13 protein-coding genes are annotated in these 14,852 nt (G+C 52.0%); 12 read left to right on the top strand and 1 reads right to left on the bottom strand.

The annotated features are described in order from the left end of the window. Window positions 1-211: 211 nt before the first annotated feature. The 12 genes from gspC (at window position 212) to ACO6VG_RS04975 (ending at window position 11,804) form a co-directional block, all read left to right on the top strand. Entirely contained in the window at window positions 212-1,108 is an 897-nt protein-coding gene (gene gspC, locus ACO6VG_RS05030; protein WP_422472965.1) for a type II secretion system protein GspC, read from the top strand. Further along, window positions 1,105-3,306 carry a type II secretion system secretin GspD gene (gspD, locus tag ACO6VG_RS05025; protein WP_422412749.1) on the top strand — a complete coding sequence of 734 codons (2,202 nt, stop codon included), beginning with the start codon at window positions 1,105-1,107 and terminating at the stop codon, window positions 3,304-3,306. Before gspC ends, gspD begins: the two co-directional genes overlap by 4 nt. Continuing rightward, on the top strand, window positions 3,281-4,819 hold the full coding sequence (gene gspE / locus ACO6VG_RS05020; RefSeq protein WP_422472963.1) for a type II secretion system ATPase GspE: 1,539 nt from the start codon (window positions 3,281-3,283) through the stop codon (window positions 4,817-4,819). Before gspD ends, gspE begins: the two co-directional genes overlap by 26 nt. Continuing rightward, window positions 4,819-6,042 (top strand): type II secretion system inner membrane protein GspF, encoded by a 1,224-nt coding sequence (gene gspF, locus ACO6VG_RS05015; RefSeq protein ID WP_422472961.1) that lies wholly within the window; start codon window positions 4,819-4,821, stop codon window positions 6,040-6,042. The genes gspE and gspF overlap by 1 nt, the downstream gene beginning before the upstream one ends. Before the next feature lie 92 nt (window positions 6,043-6,134). After that, window positions 6,135-6,575 carry a type II secretion system major pseudopilin GspG gene (gene gspG, locus ACO6VG_RS05010; protein ID WP_422135888.1) on the top strand — a complete coding sequence of 147 codons (441 nt, stop codon included), beginning with the start codon at window positions 6,135-6,137 and terminating at the stop codon, window positions 6,573-6,575. After that, window positions 6,575-7,159, top strand: coding sequence for a type II secretion system minor pseudopilin GspH (gene gspH / locus ACO6VG_RS05005; RefSeq protein ID WP_422135887.1), 585 nt, complete (start codon window positions 6,575-6,577; stop codon window positions 7,157-7,159). The genes gspG and gspH overlap by 1 nt, the downstream gene beginning before the upstream one ends. 3 nt (window positions 7,160-7,162) lie before the next feature. After that, a complete protein-coding gene (gspI, locus tag ACO6VG_RS05000) occupies window positions 7,163-7,564 on the top strand; it encodes a type II secretion system minor pseudopilin GspI (RefSeq protein WP_422472959.1) in 402 nt (133 codons plus the stop codon). Continuing rightward, the gene (gspJ, locus tag ACO6VG_RS04995; protein WP_422139273.1) at window positions 7,561-8,199 is read left to right on the top strand and encodes a type II secretion system minor pseudopilin GspJ; all 639 of its coding nucleotides are present in this window, start codon (window positions 7,561-7,563) and stop codon (window positions 8,197-8,199) included. The genes gspI and gspJ overlap by 4 nt, the downstream gene beginning before the upstream one ends. Then, window positions 8,196-9,203 (top strand): type II secretion system minor pseudopilin GspK, encoded by a 1,008-nt coding sequence (gene gspK, locus ACO6VG_RS04990; protein WP_422472957.1) that lies wholly within the window; start codon window positions 8,196-8,198, stop codon window positions 9,201-9,203. The genes gspJ and gspK overlap by 4 nt, the downstream gene beginning before the upstream one ends. Next, entirely contained in the window at window positions 9,200-10,435 is a 1,236-nt protein-coding gene (gene gspL, locus ACO6VG_RS04985; RefSeq protein WP_422139271.1) for a type II secretion system protein GspL, read from the top strand. Before gspK ends, gspL begins: the two co-directional genes overlap by 4 nt. Next, window positions 10,432-10,998, top strand: coding sequence for a type II secretion system protein GspM (gspM, locus tag ACO6VG_RS04980; RefSeq protein WP_422135882.1), 567 nt, complete (start codon window positions 10,432-10,434; stop codon window positions 10,996-10,998). Before gspL ends, gspM begins: the two co-directional genes overlap by 4 nt. Before the next feature lie 5 nt (window positions 10,999-11,003). Then, complete coding sequence (locus ACO6VG_RS04975; protein ID WP_422472955.1) at window positions 11,004-11,804, top strand: type II secretion system protein N; 801 nt, start codon at window positions 11,004-11,006, stop codon at window positions 11,802-11,804. Window positions 11,805-11,808: 4 nt separating this feature from the next. On the opposite strand, the gene ACO6VG_RS04970 is transcribed toward ACO6VG_RS04975, so the two are convergent. After that, window positions 11,809-14,046: an ankyrin repeat domain-containing protein gene (locus tag ACO6VG_RS04970; RefSeq protein WP_422412759.1), complete on the bottom strand. Its 2,238-nt coding sequence runs from the start codon at window positions 14,044-14,046 to the stop codon at window positions 11,809-11,811. Between the last annotated feature and the right edge of the window lie 806 nt (window positions 14,047-14,852).

Genomic DNA, 14,852 nt, shown 5'->3' with positions numbered 1-14,852 from the left:
GATTTGATCTGGATCAAGATCAGGGCCGTTTTGCTGTAGCCTCTATGCACTGAAGGATGAAGAATAATTCGTTGTTTTTATAAGTATTTACACGTATGGTGAATTTTTTGTACCTGTGTACCACTATTAGTGGCAATTGGGAAAACAAGAATTTTAATGCCGACTTAATCTGCATTGGACTGATAAACGAATTAGATGAAAAAGTTGTACCATGTCACCAAGCCTGCTCAACAGACTGAAAGCCTTTGGCCCTCTGTCCTCGCCTGACTTGAACATTGCCAGTGTGTTATCACAGACTGGGGTGCGGCGACTGATTATTGGCTGTGAAGTGCTGCTGGTGATTCTTCTGACTCAACAGCTGGCTCGTCTTACCTGGCAACTCATGGAGGGTTCTGGCAGCGCCAGGATTCAGTCGTGGCAACCTCAATCGACAGTGGTAAATCGTCGCCAATCGGAACAGGATGCCTACCCCGCACTGAATGATTTCCATCTGTTTGGTCAGGAGCCTGTCAAGCTGACACAAACGGATAACCCTGGTATTGACCCCAACGCTGTTCCCAAATCCCGCCTCTCTGCAAAAGTCACCGGTATTGTTGCCAGTTCAGTTCCTGCTGATTCCGTTGCGGTGATTCGTTCCAGTGGCCGTGATCGCACTTATCGAATCGGTGAAAAGCTTCAGGGCTCCAATGCGGAAGTGAAAGATATTTATGAGGATCGGGTGATTGTATCGAACCGGGGCAAGCTCGAAGCCCTTTTGCTTTACCCCGATGAAGCGGATCGAAAAGTAGAAAAAAGAGACAGTGGTCGTCTGATAGAAATTCGTCAGCAACTGATCTCTGATCCGGACTCTTTTACGGATTTTTTTCAGATCACCGAGGCTCAGAAGGATGGTCAGCTGGTCGGGTATCAGATAACCCCTGGCAAGTTTCCTGACGTTTTTCGTGAGTCAGGCCTGAAGCCTGATGATATAGCCCTGTCCATTAACGGATATGACCTGAGTGACAGCAACGATACCATGAAGCTGCTGCAGGAAATCAAGCAGCTCACCCAGCTATCGATGACCATTGAACGGGGTGGTCGTCTCTATGAAATAGAAGTCAAACTATGAGTGTTAGAGGAAAGACAGGGTTATTAGTATTACTCCCTGAATTGCTTAGCGGGGCCATTGCCCGGAAATGTGTGAACCAGAATGCCGTGAGACGGCTGCGCAGACAGATCTGCTCAATGATGGCAGGACTCATACTGGTTTCAGCGTCTGCTTTTGCCAGTCAGGCTTCAGCTGACTATCAGCGTTATTCTGCCAGTTTTGAAAAGGCCGATATTGCTGAATTTGCCAGTACGGTCAGTGCCACTCTGAACAAAACCATTATTCTGGACCCCGCTGTTCGTGGCTCTGTAACGGTGCGTTCCTATGACAAGCTCAATGCTGAACAGTACTATCAGCTCTTTTTGAACGTTCTGGAAGTTCATGGTTTTGCCGTTATTGAACAAGAGAATAATGTTCTGAAAATTGTTCAGGACAAGAACGCAAAAATGTCGTCTATTGCGCTGGCCGACCGGCAAAACACGGGTCAGGGTGATGAGTTCGTTACCTGGGTGCTTCCGGTTCAGAATGTGCCGGTGAGAGAACTGTCTCCGTTATTGCGCCAGCTCAATGATACTGCAGGCAATGTGGTTCATTACGATCCCTCCAATATTCTTCTGCTGACTGGCCGTGCAGCTAATGTGAAGCGTCTGGTTGAAATTGTCAGACGAGTAGATATGGCCGGCAACCGAAACTTCTCTGTTATCCAGCTCGAGTACGCTTCTGCTTCAGAAATGCAGCGAATTCTCACTTCCCTGCTGCAGGAAAAAGGTGGTAAGGGCGGCGCGTCCCAGGTGACCGTGGTTGCTGATGATCGTAGCAACCGCCTGATTGTTGCCGGTCAGGCAAGACAACTGCAAAAAGTGAATCGTATTGTCTACCAGCTGGATGCCGAACAGGAATCCTCCGGTAATACCCGTGTCTTCTATTTGAGGTATGCCAAGGCGGAAGAACTGAAAGAAGTCATGGAAGGTGTCGGGCAAACGGTTCAGGCAGAAAAAGACAGCGGTAAAACAGTTGTTCGTAATAACCAGAAATTCAGCATCAACGTTCATGAGCAAACCAACGCTCTGGTGGTCACCGCTCAGCCGGACATTATGAAAAGTCTGGAAAGTGTCATCAAGCAGCTTGATATCCGTCGTGCCCAGGTTCTGGTCGAAGCCATTATCGTTGAGGTAGCCGATGGTGATGGCATTAACCTCTCCTTCCAGCTGGCCAATGCTAACAACGGCAGCATGATGCAGTTTAATGATGGCCGAACGGTACCGATTGGCGAGATCATGGCCGGTTTGAAAGAGGCAGAGGACGTGCCGGGCTCAACGGTCATCGGTGAAAATGGCACCACTATTAACCCTGATCAGCCGGGCGATTACACCAGATTATATGATGCTTTGGCCGGTGTTTCCGGTGCTGCATTCAGTATCACATCCGGCGACTGGACAGCCCTTTTGCAGGCTGTTACCAGCTCAACAAAATCCAATGTTCTGGCGACTCCCAGCCTGATGACGCTGGATAACGAAGAATCTTCTTTCATAGTGGGTGACGAAGTTCCTGTTATCACCGGTTCCGCCTCCAGTTCAAACAACGATAATCCTTTCCAGACTGTAGAGCGTAAGGAAGTAGGTGTGAAGATGACCGTCAAGCCCCAGATCAATGAAGGGGATTCGGTGATGCTGGATATTACTCAGGAAGTGTCTGGTGTTAATGGTACGACTTCCGTCGATGTCACTTTCTCCAAGCGTGAAGTGAAAACATCCATCATGGCCCGCAGTGGTGACACCATTGTTATTGGCGGACTGCTGGACGAAGACGTGCAGGAAAGTGTTTCCAAAGTGCCACTGCTGGGTGACATTCCCTACCTGGGGGCGCTCTTCCGCTCCACCTCCAGCGAGGTGAAAAAGCGTAACCTGATGGTCTTCCTGAGACCTACCATCATTCGTGACGATAACATCCTGACCAGTATCAGCGGTAAGAAATACAGCTATATGCGTGCCCGCCAGCTAGATCGTCGTGATCAGGGCGTTGAGTTGATGCCTGATGCGAGAACTCCGGTCCTGCCTGAATACCCTTCTAACTCCGATCTGATGAACAGAGCGCGCCAGAAACTGGATGAAGCCGATCGGAAAGAAAAAGAGAAAGAAAAAAACGACAGGGAAGACGATGACAAGGTAGCCAGTAAACAGTCGGAGAAGAACGATGCTGAGTCCGGCGATAACAGTTGATCAGGAAACCGAAGTCCTTGCTCAAGGTACTCCTGTGGGTGTTCTTGAACTGCCCTTTGCCTTTGCCCGTAACTTCGGTGTTCTGCTGGAACAAGAGCCGCAGGGCAGCCCCTGCCTGTACGTCAATGGCCAACCATCCAGAGCAGCCATTGCCGAAGTTCGTCGATTTGTTGCGGGTCCGATAGATATTAAATCACTGTCCGAGGGTGAGTTTGAAGCAAGACTGTCGGCTTATTATCAAAAAGACTCATCGGCTGCCCGACAGCTGATGAACGATATCGGCAATGATGAAGGTCTTCACTCTCTGGCAGAGGAATTACCCGACAGCGAAGACCTTTTAGATGCCGATGATGGTGCCCCGATCATTCGCATGATCAACGCCATGTTAGGTGAGGCGATCAAGGAAGGGGCTTCCGATATTCATATCGAAACCTTCGAAAACTGCCTGGTCATTCGCTTCCGCGTCGATGGTGTATTGAGAGAAATCCTTCGACCCCAGCGTAAGCTGGCGGCATTGCTGGTATCCCGTATCAAGGTTATGGCCAAACTGGATATTGCTGAGAAGCGGGTGCCTCAGGACGGTCGTATTTCTCTGCGACTGGGTGGCCGTGCCGTTGATGTCCGGGTATCGACACTGCCTTCCCGTCATGGCGAGCGAATCGTATTGCGTTTGCTGGATCGCAACAGTGTCCGTATGGATATGTCCAGCTTAGGCATGACGCCTGATATTCATCAGCACATCCGTGAGGCTTTGCATAAACCTCACGGCATTCTTCTGGTCACAGGTCCGACCGGTTCTGGTAAGAGTACGACACTGTACGCTGGTCTCACAGAAATCAATGACACAGAGCGCAATATTCTCACCGTTGAAGATCCTGTGGAATACGATCTCGAAGGTGTGGGTCAGACACAGGTCAACCCCAAGGTCGATATGACCTTTGCCCGGGGTCTGCGTGCCATCCTGCGTCAGGACCCTGATGTGGTGATGGTGGGTGAGATTCGTGATCTCGAAACCGCAGAAATTTCTATTCAGGCCTCCCTTACCGGTCACCTGGTATTGAGTACCCTGCACACCAATACGGCTATCGGTGCTGTCACACGCCTGAGAGATATGGGCATTGAGCCTTTCCTGCTGTCATCCAGTTTGCTGGGCGTTCTGGCCCAGCGTCTGGTTCGTACCCTCTGTCCTTCCTGCAAAGTAGCCAGAGAGCCAACGCCTCATGAGCGAAAGCTGATAGGAATGGACGACTCTGACAGCAGACCCGTTCACGAAGCCAGCCCTGAAGGTTGTTCCGAGTGTCATGGCGGTGGCTATAAAGGTCGAACCGGCATTCATGAGCTGTTTCTGGTCAGCGATGAAGTTCGTAGAATGATTCATGAGGGTGCCGGTGAACAGGCTCTGGAAGACGTGATTCGCAGGACCAGCCCCAGTATCCAGAAAGATGGCTTCCGTAAAGTTCTTGCGGGTATGACTTCCATTGAAGAAGTACTGCGGGTGACCAGGGAGGAATAATGGGCGTATTTGCTTACGAAGCCCTGGATAAAAAGGGTAAAAAACGCAAAGGGGTACTTGAGGCTGATTCTGCCCGCCAGCTCCGTCAGCAGTTGCGCTCCGAAGGTCTGGTTCCGGTGACCATTAATGAATCTGAGCAAAAGAGCAGTGGTGAACGTGCGTCGTTTACTCTGTTCGAGAAAAAAGCCAGCCCGGCTGAAGTCGCCATGCTGACTCGTCAGCTGGCCACTCTGGTTGCGGCTGCCATTCCTCTGGAAGAGTGTCTTCAGGCCTTGTCTCGTCAGGTTCAGAAATCCCATCTGAAAGCTATGATCACCACCGTCAGAGCCAAGGTACTGGAAGGCCGGACGCTGGCAGAAAGTCTGGCGATTTACCCGAAAACCTTCGACACACTGTATTGCTCAATGGTGGCGGCCGGTGAAAAGTCCGGTCATCTGGATACGGTTCTGGAGCGGCTGGCAGATTATACCGAACAGCGTCAGCTGATCCGGGGTAAGCTGATTCAGGCCATGATCTATCCCGCTATTCTCACCATAGTAGCGGTCTCGGTCATCGCCATTTTGCTGGCAACCGTGGTACCCACCGTGGTCGAACAGTTTGCGGATCTCGGGCAGGACCTGCCAGCCATGACTCGTGCCTTGATTGCCATGAGTGACTTTGTTCGGGATTACGGCTTCGGTGTACTGGCTGGCCTTGTTGTTCTGTTATTCATGAGGCAACGTCTGCTGGTTAATCCCGAGCGGAGACTGACCCACGACCGATGGCTGTTGAAAATGCCCGTTATGGGTGAAGTGGGTGCCGGTGTTGATACTTCCCGTTTTGCCCGGACATTGAGTATTCTCAGCAGCAGTTCAGTGCCCCTTCTGCAGGGTATGAGAATCTCGGCAGAAGTCATGTCCAACTCTTTTATCCGGAAATCCCTTGAACAGGCTTCGGAGCGGGTGAGGGAAGGTTCCAGCCTCTGGATGGCGCTGGATCAGACACAACTGTTTCCACCCATGATGCTTCATATCATTGCCAGTGGTGAAAAATCGGGTGCGCTGGAACAGATGCTGGTTCGAGCAGCGGACAGTCAGGATCGACAGTTTGAAAACCAGGTGAATATTGCCCTGGGTGTTTTTGGCCCTTTGCTGATTGTCTCCATGGCGGGCATGGTTCTGTTTATTGTGATGGCGATTCTGACCCCGATGCTGGATCTTAACTCACTGGTATCAGATGGTTAACAGTCAGTATGGGGTTTTCAGTAAAGAGCTTTTCAGAAGAGAATATGAGCCTGACACAGATCGGGCCATGTGACATTAGGAGTGAATGACCAATGACTACGAAAAAGGCACATCGACAACAACAGCAGGGTTTTACCCTGATCGAGATCATGGTGGTGATCGTGATTCTCGGTGTCCTGGCCAGCATGGTGGCCCCGAATGTTCTGGGTAACAAAGAAAAGGCAGACCAGCAGAAAGCTGTCAGTGACTTAGTGACGCTGGAAAACGCACTGGATATGTACAAGCTGGACAATAATCACTTCCCATCGACTCAGCAGGGTTTGAATGCTCTGGTAGAACAGCCTTCCGGCAGCCCTCAACCCAGGAATTACCGTGACAACGGCTACATCCGTCGTCTACCCCAAGACCCATGGGGTAATGACTATCTGATGCAGTCTCCCGGTGAATTTGGTGATATCGATATCTTCTCTGCCGGTCCTGATGGCCAGGCGGGCTCTGAGGATGACATCGGCAACTGGAACATGAATTCCTGATGAAAAGTGCCGGTTTCACCTTGCTTGAAATCATGCTGGTTCTGGTACTGCTGGGCATTGCTACCGCTGTCGTATTGCCCACTCTGGAACCGGCTGACAGTTCCGCACGTTTAAAAACGGCTGCGGATCGATTTGCTGCTCTGGTGAAAACTGGCCACGAAAAGTCATTGCTCAAAGGTAAAGACCTTGGGGTCAGGTTTACCGACAACGGCTATCAGTTTATGGAGTGGCACGGAGACAAATGGCAGTTAATGCAAAATGACCGATTGCTCACAGAGAAAGAGCTTTCAGAAGCCATCAATCTGGATTTTATGCCGGGTGAGCTGATCTGGCAGGCTGCTCTGGATGCTGAAGAGCAGCAGGATAGTGACTCGTTTTTTACTGACTCAGGGCTGTTTGAAAACGAAGCCAGCAAGAAAAAGCCTGAACTCTATATCTGGTCCAGCGGTGACCTGACCCCGGCGGAAGTGCGGTTCCAGTCAACCAGCGACATTCGTCGTTTTTTTAGTGTCATAATCACGGAAACCGGAGAAGTAACCGTGGTCAGTGCAGATGAGTACGACAAGACAGTTGGCCGGGGCTGATAAATGAAACGTTATTCAGGCTGTTCCCGATGTTCCCGACAGGTCAGGGGCTTCACTTTGTTAGAAGTGTTGATGGCCATGACTATTCTGGCCATCGCCGGTATCACGGTGCTCAGAACCAGCAGTGAAAGCCTGGATAACAGCCAGTACCTGAAGAACAAAACCATGGCTCGCTGGGTAGCCGACAATGAACTGGTCGATCTCTACCTGAAGGATCAATGGCCATCCCAGACCTGGAAAAAAGAAACCCGTGAGCTGGCTGATCAAACCTGGCATGTTCGATACCGAAGTGTGCGTACGGCGGATGACAATTTTCGGGCCATCCAGGTCGAAGTCCGACTCGACCGTGATGAGAAGAAAGACGCTCTGGCCAGTCTGCAAACTTACACGGTGAAGCGGTCTTGAAGTCATTGAATGTCATGCAACGCTCGACCCAACGCGGTTTTACATTGCTCGAAATGTTGGTGGCTCTGACCATTTTTGCACTGGTCAGTATGAGTGCCTGGCAGATTCTGCAGGGGGTTATGGGTGCTCGGGATGTTGCCAGCGATCATCAGAGTCGTATTCGGGAAATTGACTACGCCATGATGGTCATGGAGCAGGACTTTCGGCAAATGATTGACCGGGGTGTGCGGGTCGATGGTGAACTGACGGATCAGAGTCTGTTTGCCGGTAGAGACATGCTGGAATCCGATGACGAGGCGGCGGCCTTTATTCGTCTGGGCTGGCGCAATCCGCAACAGAAACTCCCCCGCTCTGAGTTGCAGAAAGTCAGCTATCGGCTCAAAGCCGGAGTGCTCGAACGTCAGCACTTTTATGTGCTGGACCCGGAGGAGAATGCAGAACCTGTGGTCAGGGATCTGTTAACCGATGTCCGCTCACTTAAATTTCAGTACTTTATTAATGGCCAATGGCTAGAAATGCTCGGCAATACCCTGCCCCAAGGTATGAAGATTACGTTTGAGCTGAATGATCTGGGGGTCATCGAGCGGCGCTACGTGCTTTCCGGGAACTGGGAAGTTCAGGAGCAAGATTCATGACGAGCCTGATTTCAGATAAAAAGAATACAACGTCTTTTCAGCGTCGTCAGTCGGGTGTCGCATTGCTAATTGTTATGTTCGTATTGACGTTGATGGTGCTGATAGCGGCAGAGATGACTTTTGGATTTTCCCTGCAAATGCGCCGGACAGCCTCCCTGCAACAAATGGAACAGGCACGCTGGTATGCATTGTCTGGCGAAGAACTGGCAGTCAAAGTACTTCAGGACGGGTTTGATGAAAGCGAAGAAACCGTGAATCTTGGTCAAACCTGGGCCACGGGGGAAGTGATTTTTCCGATGGATGGCGGAACAATCAGGGGCGAAATTTTCGACGCTCAGGCCTGTTTAAACCTGAATGCTTTGCAGGCTCCGGATAAAGAAGGGCAGACCTCGGTTGAAGTCAAAGTGTTTCAATCCCTGATGGAAGCTTTGGGAATTGAGTCCTATCAGGCCGAGACCATTGCACAATCAACCAGAGACTGGGTAGATAATGACAACACCCAGGGGTCAGGCATGGGCGCGGAAGACAGTTATTACCAGTCTCTGCCAGTGCCCTATCTGGCCAGTAATACCAGTATGAGATCGGTTTCGGAGTTGAGAGCGGTAAAAGGCGTCAATGCCAGAATAATGAGAAGGGTCAAACCTTTTGTCTGTGCATTGCCGACCACTGAAATGAAGATCAATATCAATACCCTGTCGCCGGACCATGCGCCGGTGCTCAGCGCCCTGTATTGGGGTGAGCTTCCCTTAGAGCAGGCAAAAGAGGTATTGGAACAGAGGCCGGAGAATGGCTGGAGGAGTGTCGATGAATTTATTCAACAACCCTCTCTCTCCAACTTCAGTGCCGAAAACACCCATGAATTGATGTCGGTGGACAGTCAGTATTTTGCAATGACTGCAACCGCTTCTTATGCGGACACCAAAGTCCGAATAAAGAGCCTGCTGCGGCGGGAAGAAGAGAATAAGTTCAGCGTCATTCGCCGAGAGTTTGGAGGGCTTGAGTGAGCCAGTATCTTATCATCAGGCTGCCTGGAGATCCCGGCCAGCGCGTTCACTGGCAATGCTATCCAGTAGAGCAGGAGCCAGTGATTCAGGTAACCGAAGGGGAAAACGCTACCTCTGGTATTCTGCCGTCTGTTGAAGACCTGGGAACACTGATGGAGTTATTCCCGGATACCAAAACCATTGCCCTGGTTCCCACGGAGCTGGTCAGTGTTCACTGCCTTCAGGTTGAAGGCAGACTGAGCAAGGCGGTATTAAAGTCACTGCCTTTTCGTCTGGAAGATGATCTGGCTGAGGATGTGGATGATCTTCATATTTCGGTTATTGCCAGAGAAGGAACTCAGGTTTATCTGTCAGTGGTCGCTCATTCGAAAATGGCTTTCTGGTACGAAGCACTGAATCAGTCCGGTCTTAAAGTCAAAACCCTGATTCCTGAAGCCCTGGCTCTGCCCTGGACCGAGGGAGAGTGCTCGGCGCTGGCCATGAATGGACGCTGGATACTCCGGGATGGCCGCTGGCAGTGGGCTGCCTGTGATCCATCCTGGCTGAGCTTCTGTCTGGCAGAGGACGACTCAGAAGAAACGCCCCTGAAAGTGAACTGTTTCAGCGAACTACCAGAGGACAGGCCGGGTGAATGGCGTCAGGAAGCTTCGGGCTCTGCTCTGGAAGTATTGGCAGCGGGTGCGGTGAGCGCCACCTCACAGAAAAACAGTGCCAACCTCTTGCAGGGCGTCTGGCAGGTAGAGTCATCCGTCATCAAAAGCCTGAAACCCTGGGGGCTGGCTGCCGGACTTCTGGCTTTTACCGTCACTCTGTTTATGGCTCAGGCGGTAGTGAAGTCGGTACAGTTGGAACAACAGGCTGAACAGCTTAATGCACAGGCGCATAAGATCTACAGTGACATGTTCCCCGGTGAGCGGATTGTGCGTCTGCAGTCGCAGATGCGGCAGAAGCTTATGGCCTTGAAAAGTAGCAACAGCGATGATTCGGGTCTGCTGAAACTGCTCGATCAGACTGCCCCGCTGTTTATACAGTATCCGCAACTCAAGCCGGTTACTTTGTCGTACAACCAGTCTCAGCAATCACTCCGGGTGGAAGCCACTGCGAAGGATTTTGATACTTTTACGGCATTTCGGGAAGAGTCGGGTGAGCAACTGGTGATCACGGTTGAAACACTGGAGAAGCGTGGTGATATTGCCAATGGTACGCTGATCATCAAGGGGAGCGATTCATGAATAACGTTGTGGAAAGCTTCAATGAGCGCTGGCAACAGGCTCAAACCTACTGGCGTGGTCTGAGTCGACGCGAGCAGCAACTCTGTACGGTAGCAGGTGCGTTTATTATTGTCTGGAGCATTTGGCAGGGTATTTTAAACCCTTTGTCAGAACGTCAGTTAGCTGCCGAGCGAAAGCTGGTGGCCAGTCAGAAGTTACTGGCTTCTGTAGAGAAACAGGCCAACGAGATCGTCAGTCTGCGTCAGGGTCGGCCTGACAAGAGCCGCTATCTGGTGTTACCTCTGGACCAGTTGGTGAACAGAACCGCAAAAGATTTCGATCTGCGCATCACCGGGGTTCGAGCCGTTCGAGATGCATTGCAGGTCGATCTTGATACAGTGGGCTTTGATCGTTTATTGGCATGGCTGGTCAATCTTCAACAGCAGGGTGGGGTTGAGATCAGGGAGCTGGAGGTAGAAGCCGCCGAAAAGCCCGGTCATGTGATCGTTAAGGCTCTGAGAATGGAAAGAGCCTTCAGCGCAGAGACAGCCTTCAGCGCAGAGACAGCCTTCAGCGAGAGTTAAGACATATGAAGAAAATCATTTCTCTGGCTGCACTGGCCGTTGTTTCTTACTCAGTTTTTTTGCTGGCAGGGTTGCCAGCCGCTTTTGTCTGGCGTCATGCACCCAACATGTCGGGGATTGAGCTGGAAGGTCTGTCAGGTTCAGTCTGGTCGGGTTCAGCGCAGGAATTAACCATCAATGGTATCGAGCTTCAGGAAGTCAGTTGGGATTTCCAGCCTTCTGCACTGCTCACCGGAAAGGTCAGTGCGGACCTCGAGGTCGGCGATAACTTGTCTGCTGTTGTAGGTCAGGCGACAGTGACCTACAGTCCTCAGGGTGTGATGGTTGAAGACCTTGAAGCAGACGTCTCGGCAGGCTGGTTACAGCAGCTTGCAGCCATGCCAGTTCCGGCAACAGCCAGAGGTAATATCAATCTGGTGGTAGACTCCCTGGTCTATGAAGAAGGTCGGTGTGTCGAGCTGGATGGTCGTATGGAATGGGAAAGAGGGCGAATCAGCAGTCCTCTGGGTAACGTAGAACTGGGTAAAGCAGATGCTGATCTCACCTGTAAGGGAAATACTCTGGAAGGTAAAATTAGCCAGTCATCCGAGTTTCTGACAACAGATGCCGTTTTCAGCTTTAATCTTAACGGCAGTTATTCATTGAACGGGAAAGTGTCTGAAGGTGAAGCTCTGCCAGAAACCATGAAAGATGGAATGAAGTTTCTGGGAAGGCCGGATTCTCAGGGGCGCTTCCCTTTAACATTCAGAGGGGGCATCCAGGGGGTATTCTTATCCAACCGACCGAACAGATCAAAGCATCAGTAACTTGCTAGTATGCCCCACCGTTGATCAGGAGATTCACGCAGTCGGTATTGCCCTCCTTGGTTGCGATGGACAGCGGAGTGGCGCCAGTCTTGGTGCGGGCGTTGATATCCGCCTCGGCGTTGATCAGGAGTTTCACGCAGTCGGTATTGCCCTTCAGGGCTGCGGTGAACAGCGGAGTGGCGCCATTCGGCAGGGCAGCGTTGAGATCTGCCCCGGCTTCGATCAGGATTATCAGGCAGTCGGTATTGCCTTTCTGGGCTGCGATGAACGTTGGGCTGGCACCACCCTTAATCCGGGTGTTGAGATCTGCCCTGGCGTTGATCAGAAGTTGCAAGCATTCGATGTTATTTTCCTGGGCAGCGACGAATAGCGGGGTGGCACCATTCAGCAGGGCAGCGTTGAGATCCGCCCCGGCGTTGATCAGGAGTTTCACGCAGTTAGTATTGCCTTTCGCAGCAGCAACGAACAGCGGGGTGGCGCCATCCTCAATTTGCGCATTGATATCTGCCTTGGCTTCGATCAGGATTTTCAGGCTGTCGATGTTATCTTGCTGAGCAGCCATGAATAGCGGGGTGGCGCCATCCGAATTCCCTGCGTTGAGAGCCGCCCCGGCGTTGATCAGGAGTTCCACGCAGTCGGTATTGCCTTTCGCAGCAGCAACGAACAGCGGGGTGGTGCCACTCTTAGCCCTGGCGGGGCTGAGTTCCGCCCCGGCCTTGATCAGGAGTTTCACGCAGCCAGTATTGCCTCTCGCAGCAGCAACGTACAGCGGAGTGACGCCATCCAAAGTCCGGGCGTTGAGATCCGCCCCGGCCTTGATCAGGAGTTTCACGCAGTCGGTATTGCCTTTCTCAGCAGCAACGTACAGCGGAGTGGCGCCAGTCTTAGTCCGGGCGTTGAGAACCGCCCCGGCGTTGATCGGACGTTTCACGCAGTCGGCATTACCGTACTCAGCAGCAGCATAGAGCGGGGTGGCGCCATTCTCAGTGCGGGCGGTGATATCCGCCCCGGTGTTGATCAGGAGTTCCACACAGTCGGTATTACCCTTCGCAGCAGCAGCGTGCAGCGGGGTGTTGTCAGTCTTGGTCCGGGCGTTGAGATCCGCCCCGGCGTTGATCAGGAGTTTCACGCAGTCGGTATTGCCTTTCGCAGCAGCAACGTACAGCGGAGTGGCGCCAGTCTTAGTCCGGGCGTTGAGATCCGCCCCGGCGTTGATCAGGAGTTTCACGCAGTCGGTATTGCCTTTCGCAGCAGCAACGTACAGCGGAGTGACGCCATCCAAAGTCCGGGCGTTGAGATCCGCCCCGGCGTTGATCGGACGTTTCACGCAGTCGGCATTACCGTACTCAGCAGCAGCATAGAGCGGGGTGGCGCCATTCTCAGTGCGGGCGGTGATATCCGCCCCGGTGTTGATCAGGAGTTCCACACAGTCGGTATTACCCTTCGCAGCAGCAGCGTGCAGCGGGGTGTTGTCAGTCTTGGTCCGGGCGTTGAGATCCGCCCCGGCGTTGATCAGGAGTTTCACGCAGTCGGTATTGCCTTTCGCAGCAGCAACGTACAGCGGAGTGGCGCCAGTCTTAGTCCGGGCGTTGAGATCCGCCCCGGCGTTGATCAGGAGTTTCACGCAGTCGGTATTGCCTTTCGCAGCAGCAACGTACAGCGGAGTGACGCCATCCAAAGTCCGGGCGTTGAGATCCGCCCCGGCGTTGATCAGGAGTTTCACGCAGTCGGTATTACCATACTCAGCAGCGATGAACATTGCGGTGGCACCATTCGAATGGGTAGCTTCAAGGTTTGCCCCAGCGTTGATCAGGCGTTCGACGACATCTGTGTGCCCCCAGCTGGATGCCAGCATCAGGGCAGTGAAATCAGCAGTCATTACAGCATTGACATTGACTCCTTCCGCCAGAGACCTCTCCACCTGATCCAGATCCGCGTTTAAACAGGCACGATAAAACCTCTGATCGGGGAAAAATGTATCCGGGTGAGATTCACTGGTGTTCTGATTCACCAAAGGCATCGGGTTTTGCCGGCACATCGCACACCGGCGTGAGCCGATGGGCTGATTAACAAAAAACCTCGAAATACAGTCCAGATCAAAGCGGTAGCCACAACATTGGGCTTTGACGACCACAGGCGCTTCACTTCGGCCATGGAAGGGAGCTAAACAAATAGGACAATGGTCTGCCTTCAGTGTCAAAGGGGAGAGGGTAGCGAATAATACCACACATAAGTAGAACATCTGTGTCGCTCAATAAGCCGTGTGGGTTAGATACAGAAAAGCATATTAGTTCATTTAAACGGCTATCAAAGTTCGCTGTGGCCAAACAATCACCTGTTTCAAAAACTCAGAAGATGGGAACATCTGAGAGCCATGATCACTGAACAACACAACACTTTTTTTGTTCCCTTCTTTAACCTCTGTTCACTACCTCGCCCCAACGTTGAACAGGCGTTTGACGACGTCTATGTGAGACTTGATGGATGCCAACATCATACTTCGTGCATCAAATGTGTGATCAAGAGCCGTATGACGGGAGACTCTCAGGTATGGTTCCGTGAGAATTGCGCCTTGCAAGCGCGTAAAATCTTGTGACCTGAAATGGTCATCGCGGTAAAGCTGTGGTCGGCAGCCGTGTACCGAGTCTTGCGTGGTAGAAGGTAACGACTACTGCGAAGCGTAGACAGGGTGATAACAGGCCGTAACGTCTGCTAAGGGATAATTAGCCCCGAAATTGAACGTGGTTGAAGTAGCTGACCTTCTTTCTCAATGGGGAAAGCGGAAGTCGGGAGCTCCGCTAATGACAAGGCATCCCGACTGCTTCCGGGGTTCGTACCCACGGCATGTTATCGAATGATTTTACGTGAACAAGGGAGATCCTGAACGTTCAGGCGGAGCCTGTAGGGTCCGACGAGCCTGTAAAGCAAGAACGACTTGATGACGTTCAGGAAGTCAGACCAGCTGATAGTACTCCGAGGCGGGGAGAGCCCGTCACATGGGGAAGCGGCTGGCGGTATTTGAGCCTTTCCAGGGAAACATGGGCTCCA

The organism is Endozoicomonas sp. ALB032, from assembly GCF_049310125.1.
Lineage (GTDB): Bacteria > Pseudomonadota > Gammaproteobacteria > Pseudomonadales > Endozoicomonadaceae > Endozoicomonas_A.
This window is presented reverse-complemented; position numbering and strand designations above follow the sequence as displayed.

Coding starts and splice junctions, on each gene's coding strand:
- gspC (WP_422472965.1), top strand. CDS start 212: ATGTCACCAAGCCTGCTCAACAGACTGAAAGCCTTTGGCCCTCTGTCC.
- gspD (WP_422412749.1), top strand. CDS start 1,105: ATGAGTGTTAGAGGAAAGACAGGGTTATTAGTATTACTCCCTGAATTG.
- gspE (WP_422472963.1), top strand. CDS start 3,281: ATGCTGAGTCCGGCGATAACAGTTGATCAGGAAACCGAAGTCCTTGCT.
- gspF (WP_422472961.1), top strand. CDS start 4,819: ATGGGCGTATTTGCTTACGAAGCCCTGGATAAAAAGGGTAAAAAACGC.
- gspG (WP_422135888.1), top strand. CDS start 6,135: ATGACTACGAAAAAGGCACATCGACAACAACAGCAGGGTTTTACCCTG.
- gspH (WP_422135887.1), top strand. CDS start 6,575: ATGAAAAGTGCCGGTTTCACCTTGCTTGAAATCATGCTGGTTCTGGTA.
- gspI (WP_422472959.1), top strand. CDS start 7,163: ATGAAACGTTATTCAGGCTGTTCCCGATGTTCCCGACAGGTCAGGGGC.
- gspK (WP_422472957.1), top strand. CDS start 8,196: ATGACGAGCCTGATTTCAGATAAAAAGAATACAACGTCTTTTCAGCGT.
- gspM (WP_422135882.1), top strand. CDS start 10,432: ATGAATAACGTTGTGGAAAGCTTCAATGAGCGCTGGCAACAGGCTCAA.
- ACO6VG_RS04975 (WP_422472955.1), top strand. CDS start 11,004: ATGAAGAAAATCATTTCTCTGGCTGCACTGGCCGTTGTTTCTTACTCA.
- ACO6VG_RS04970 (WP_422412759.1), bottom strand. CDS start 14,046: ATGTTCTACTTATGTGTGGTATTATTCGCTACCCTCTCCCCTTTGACA.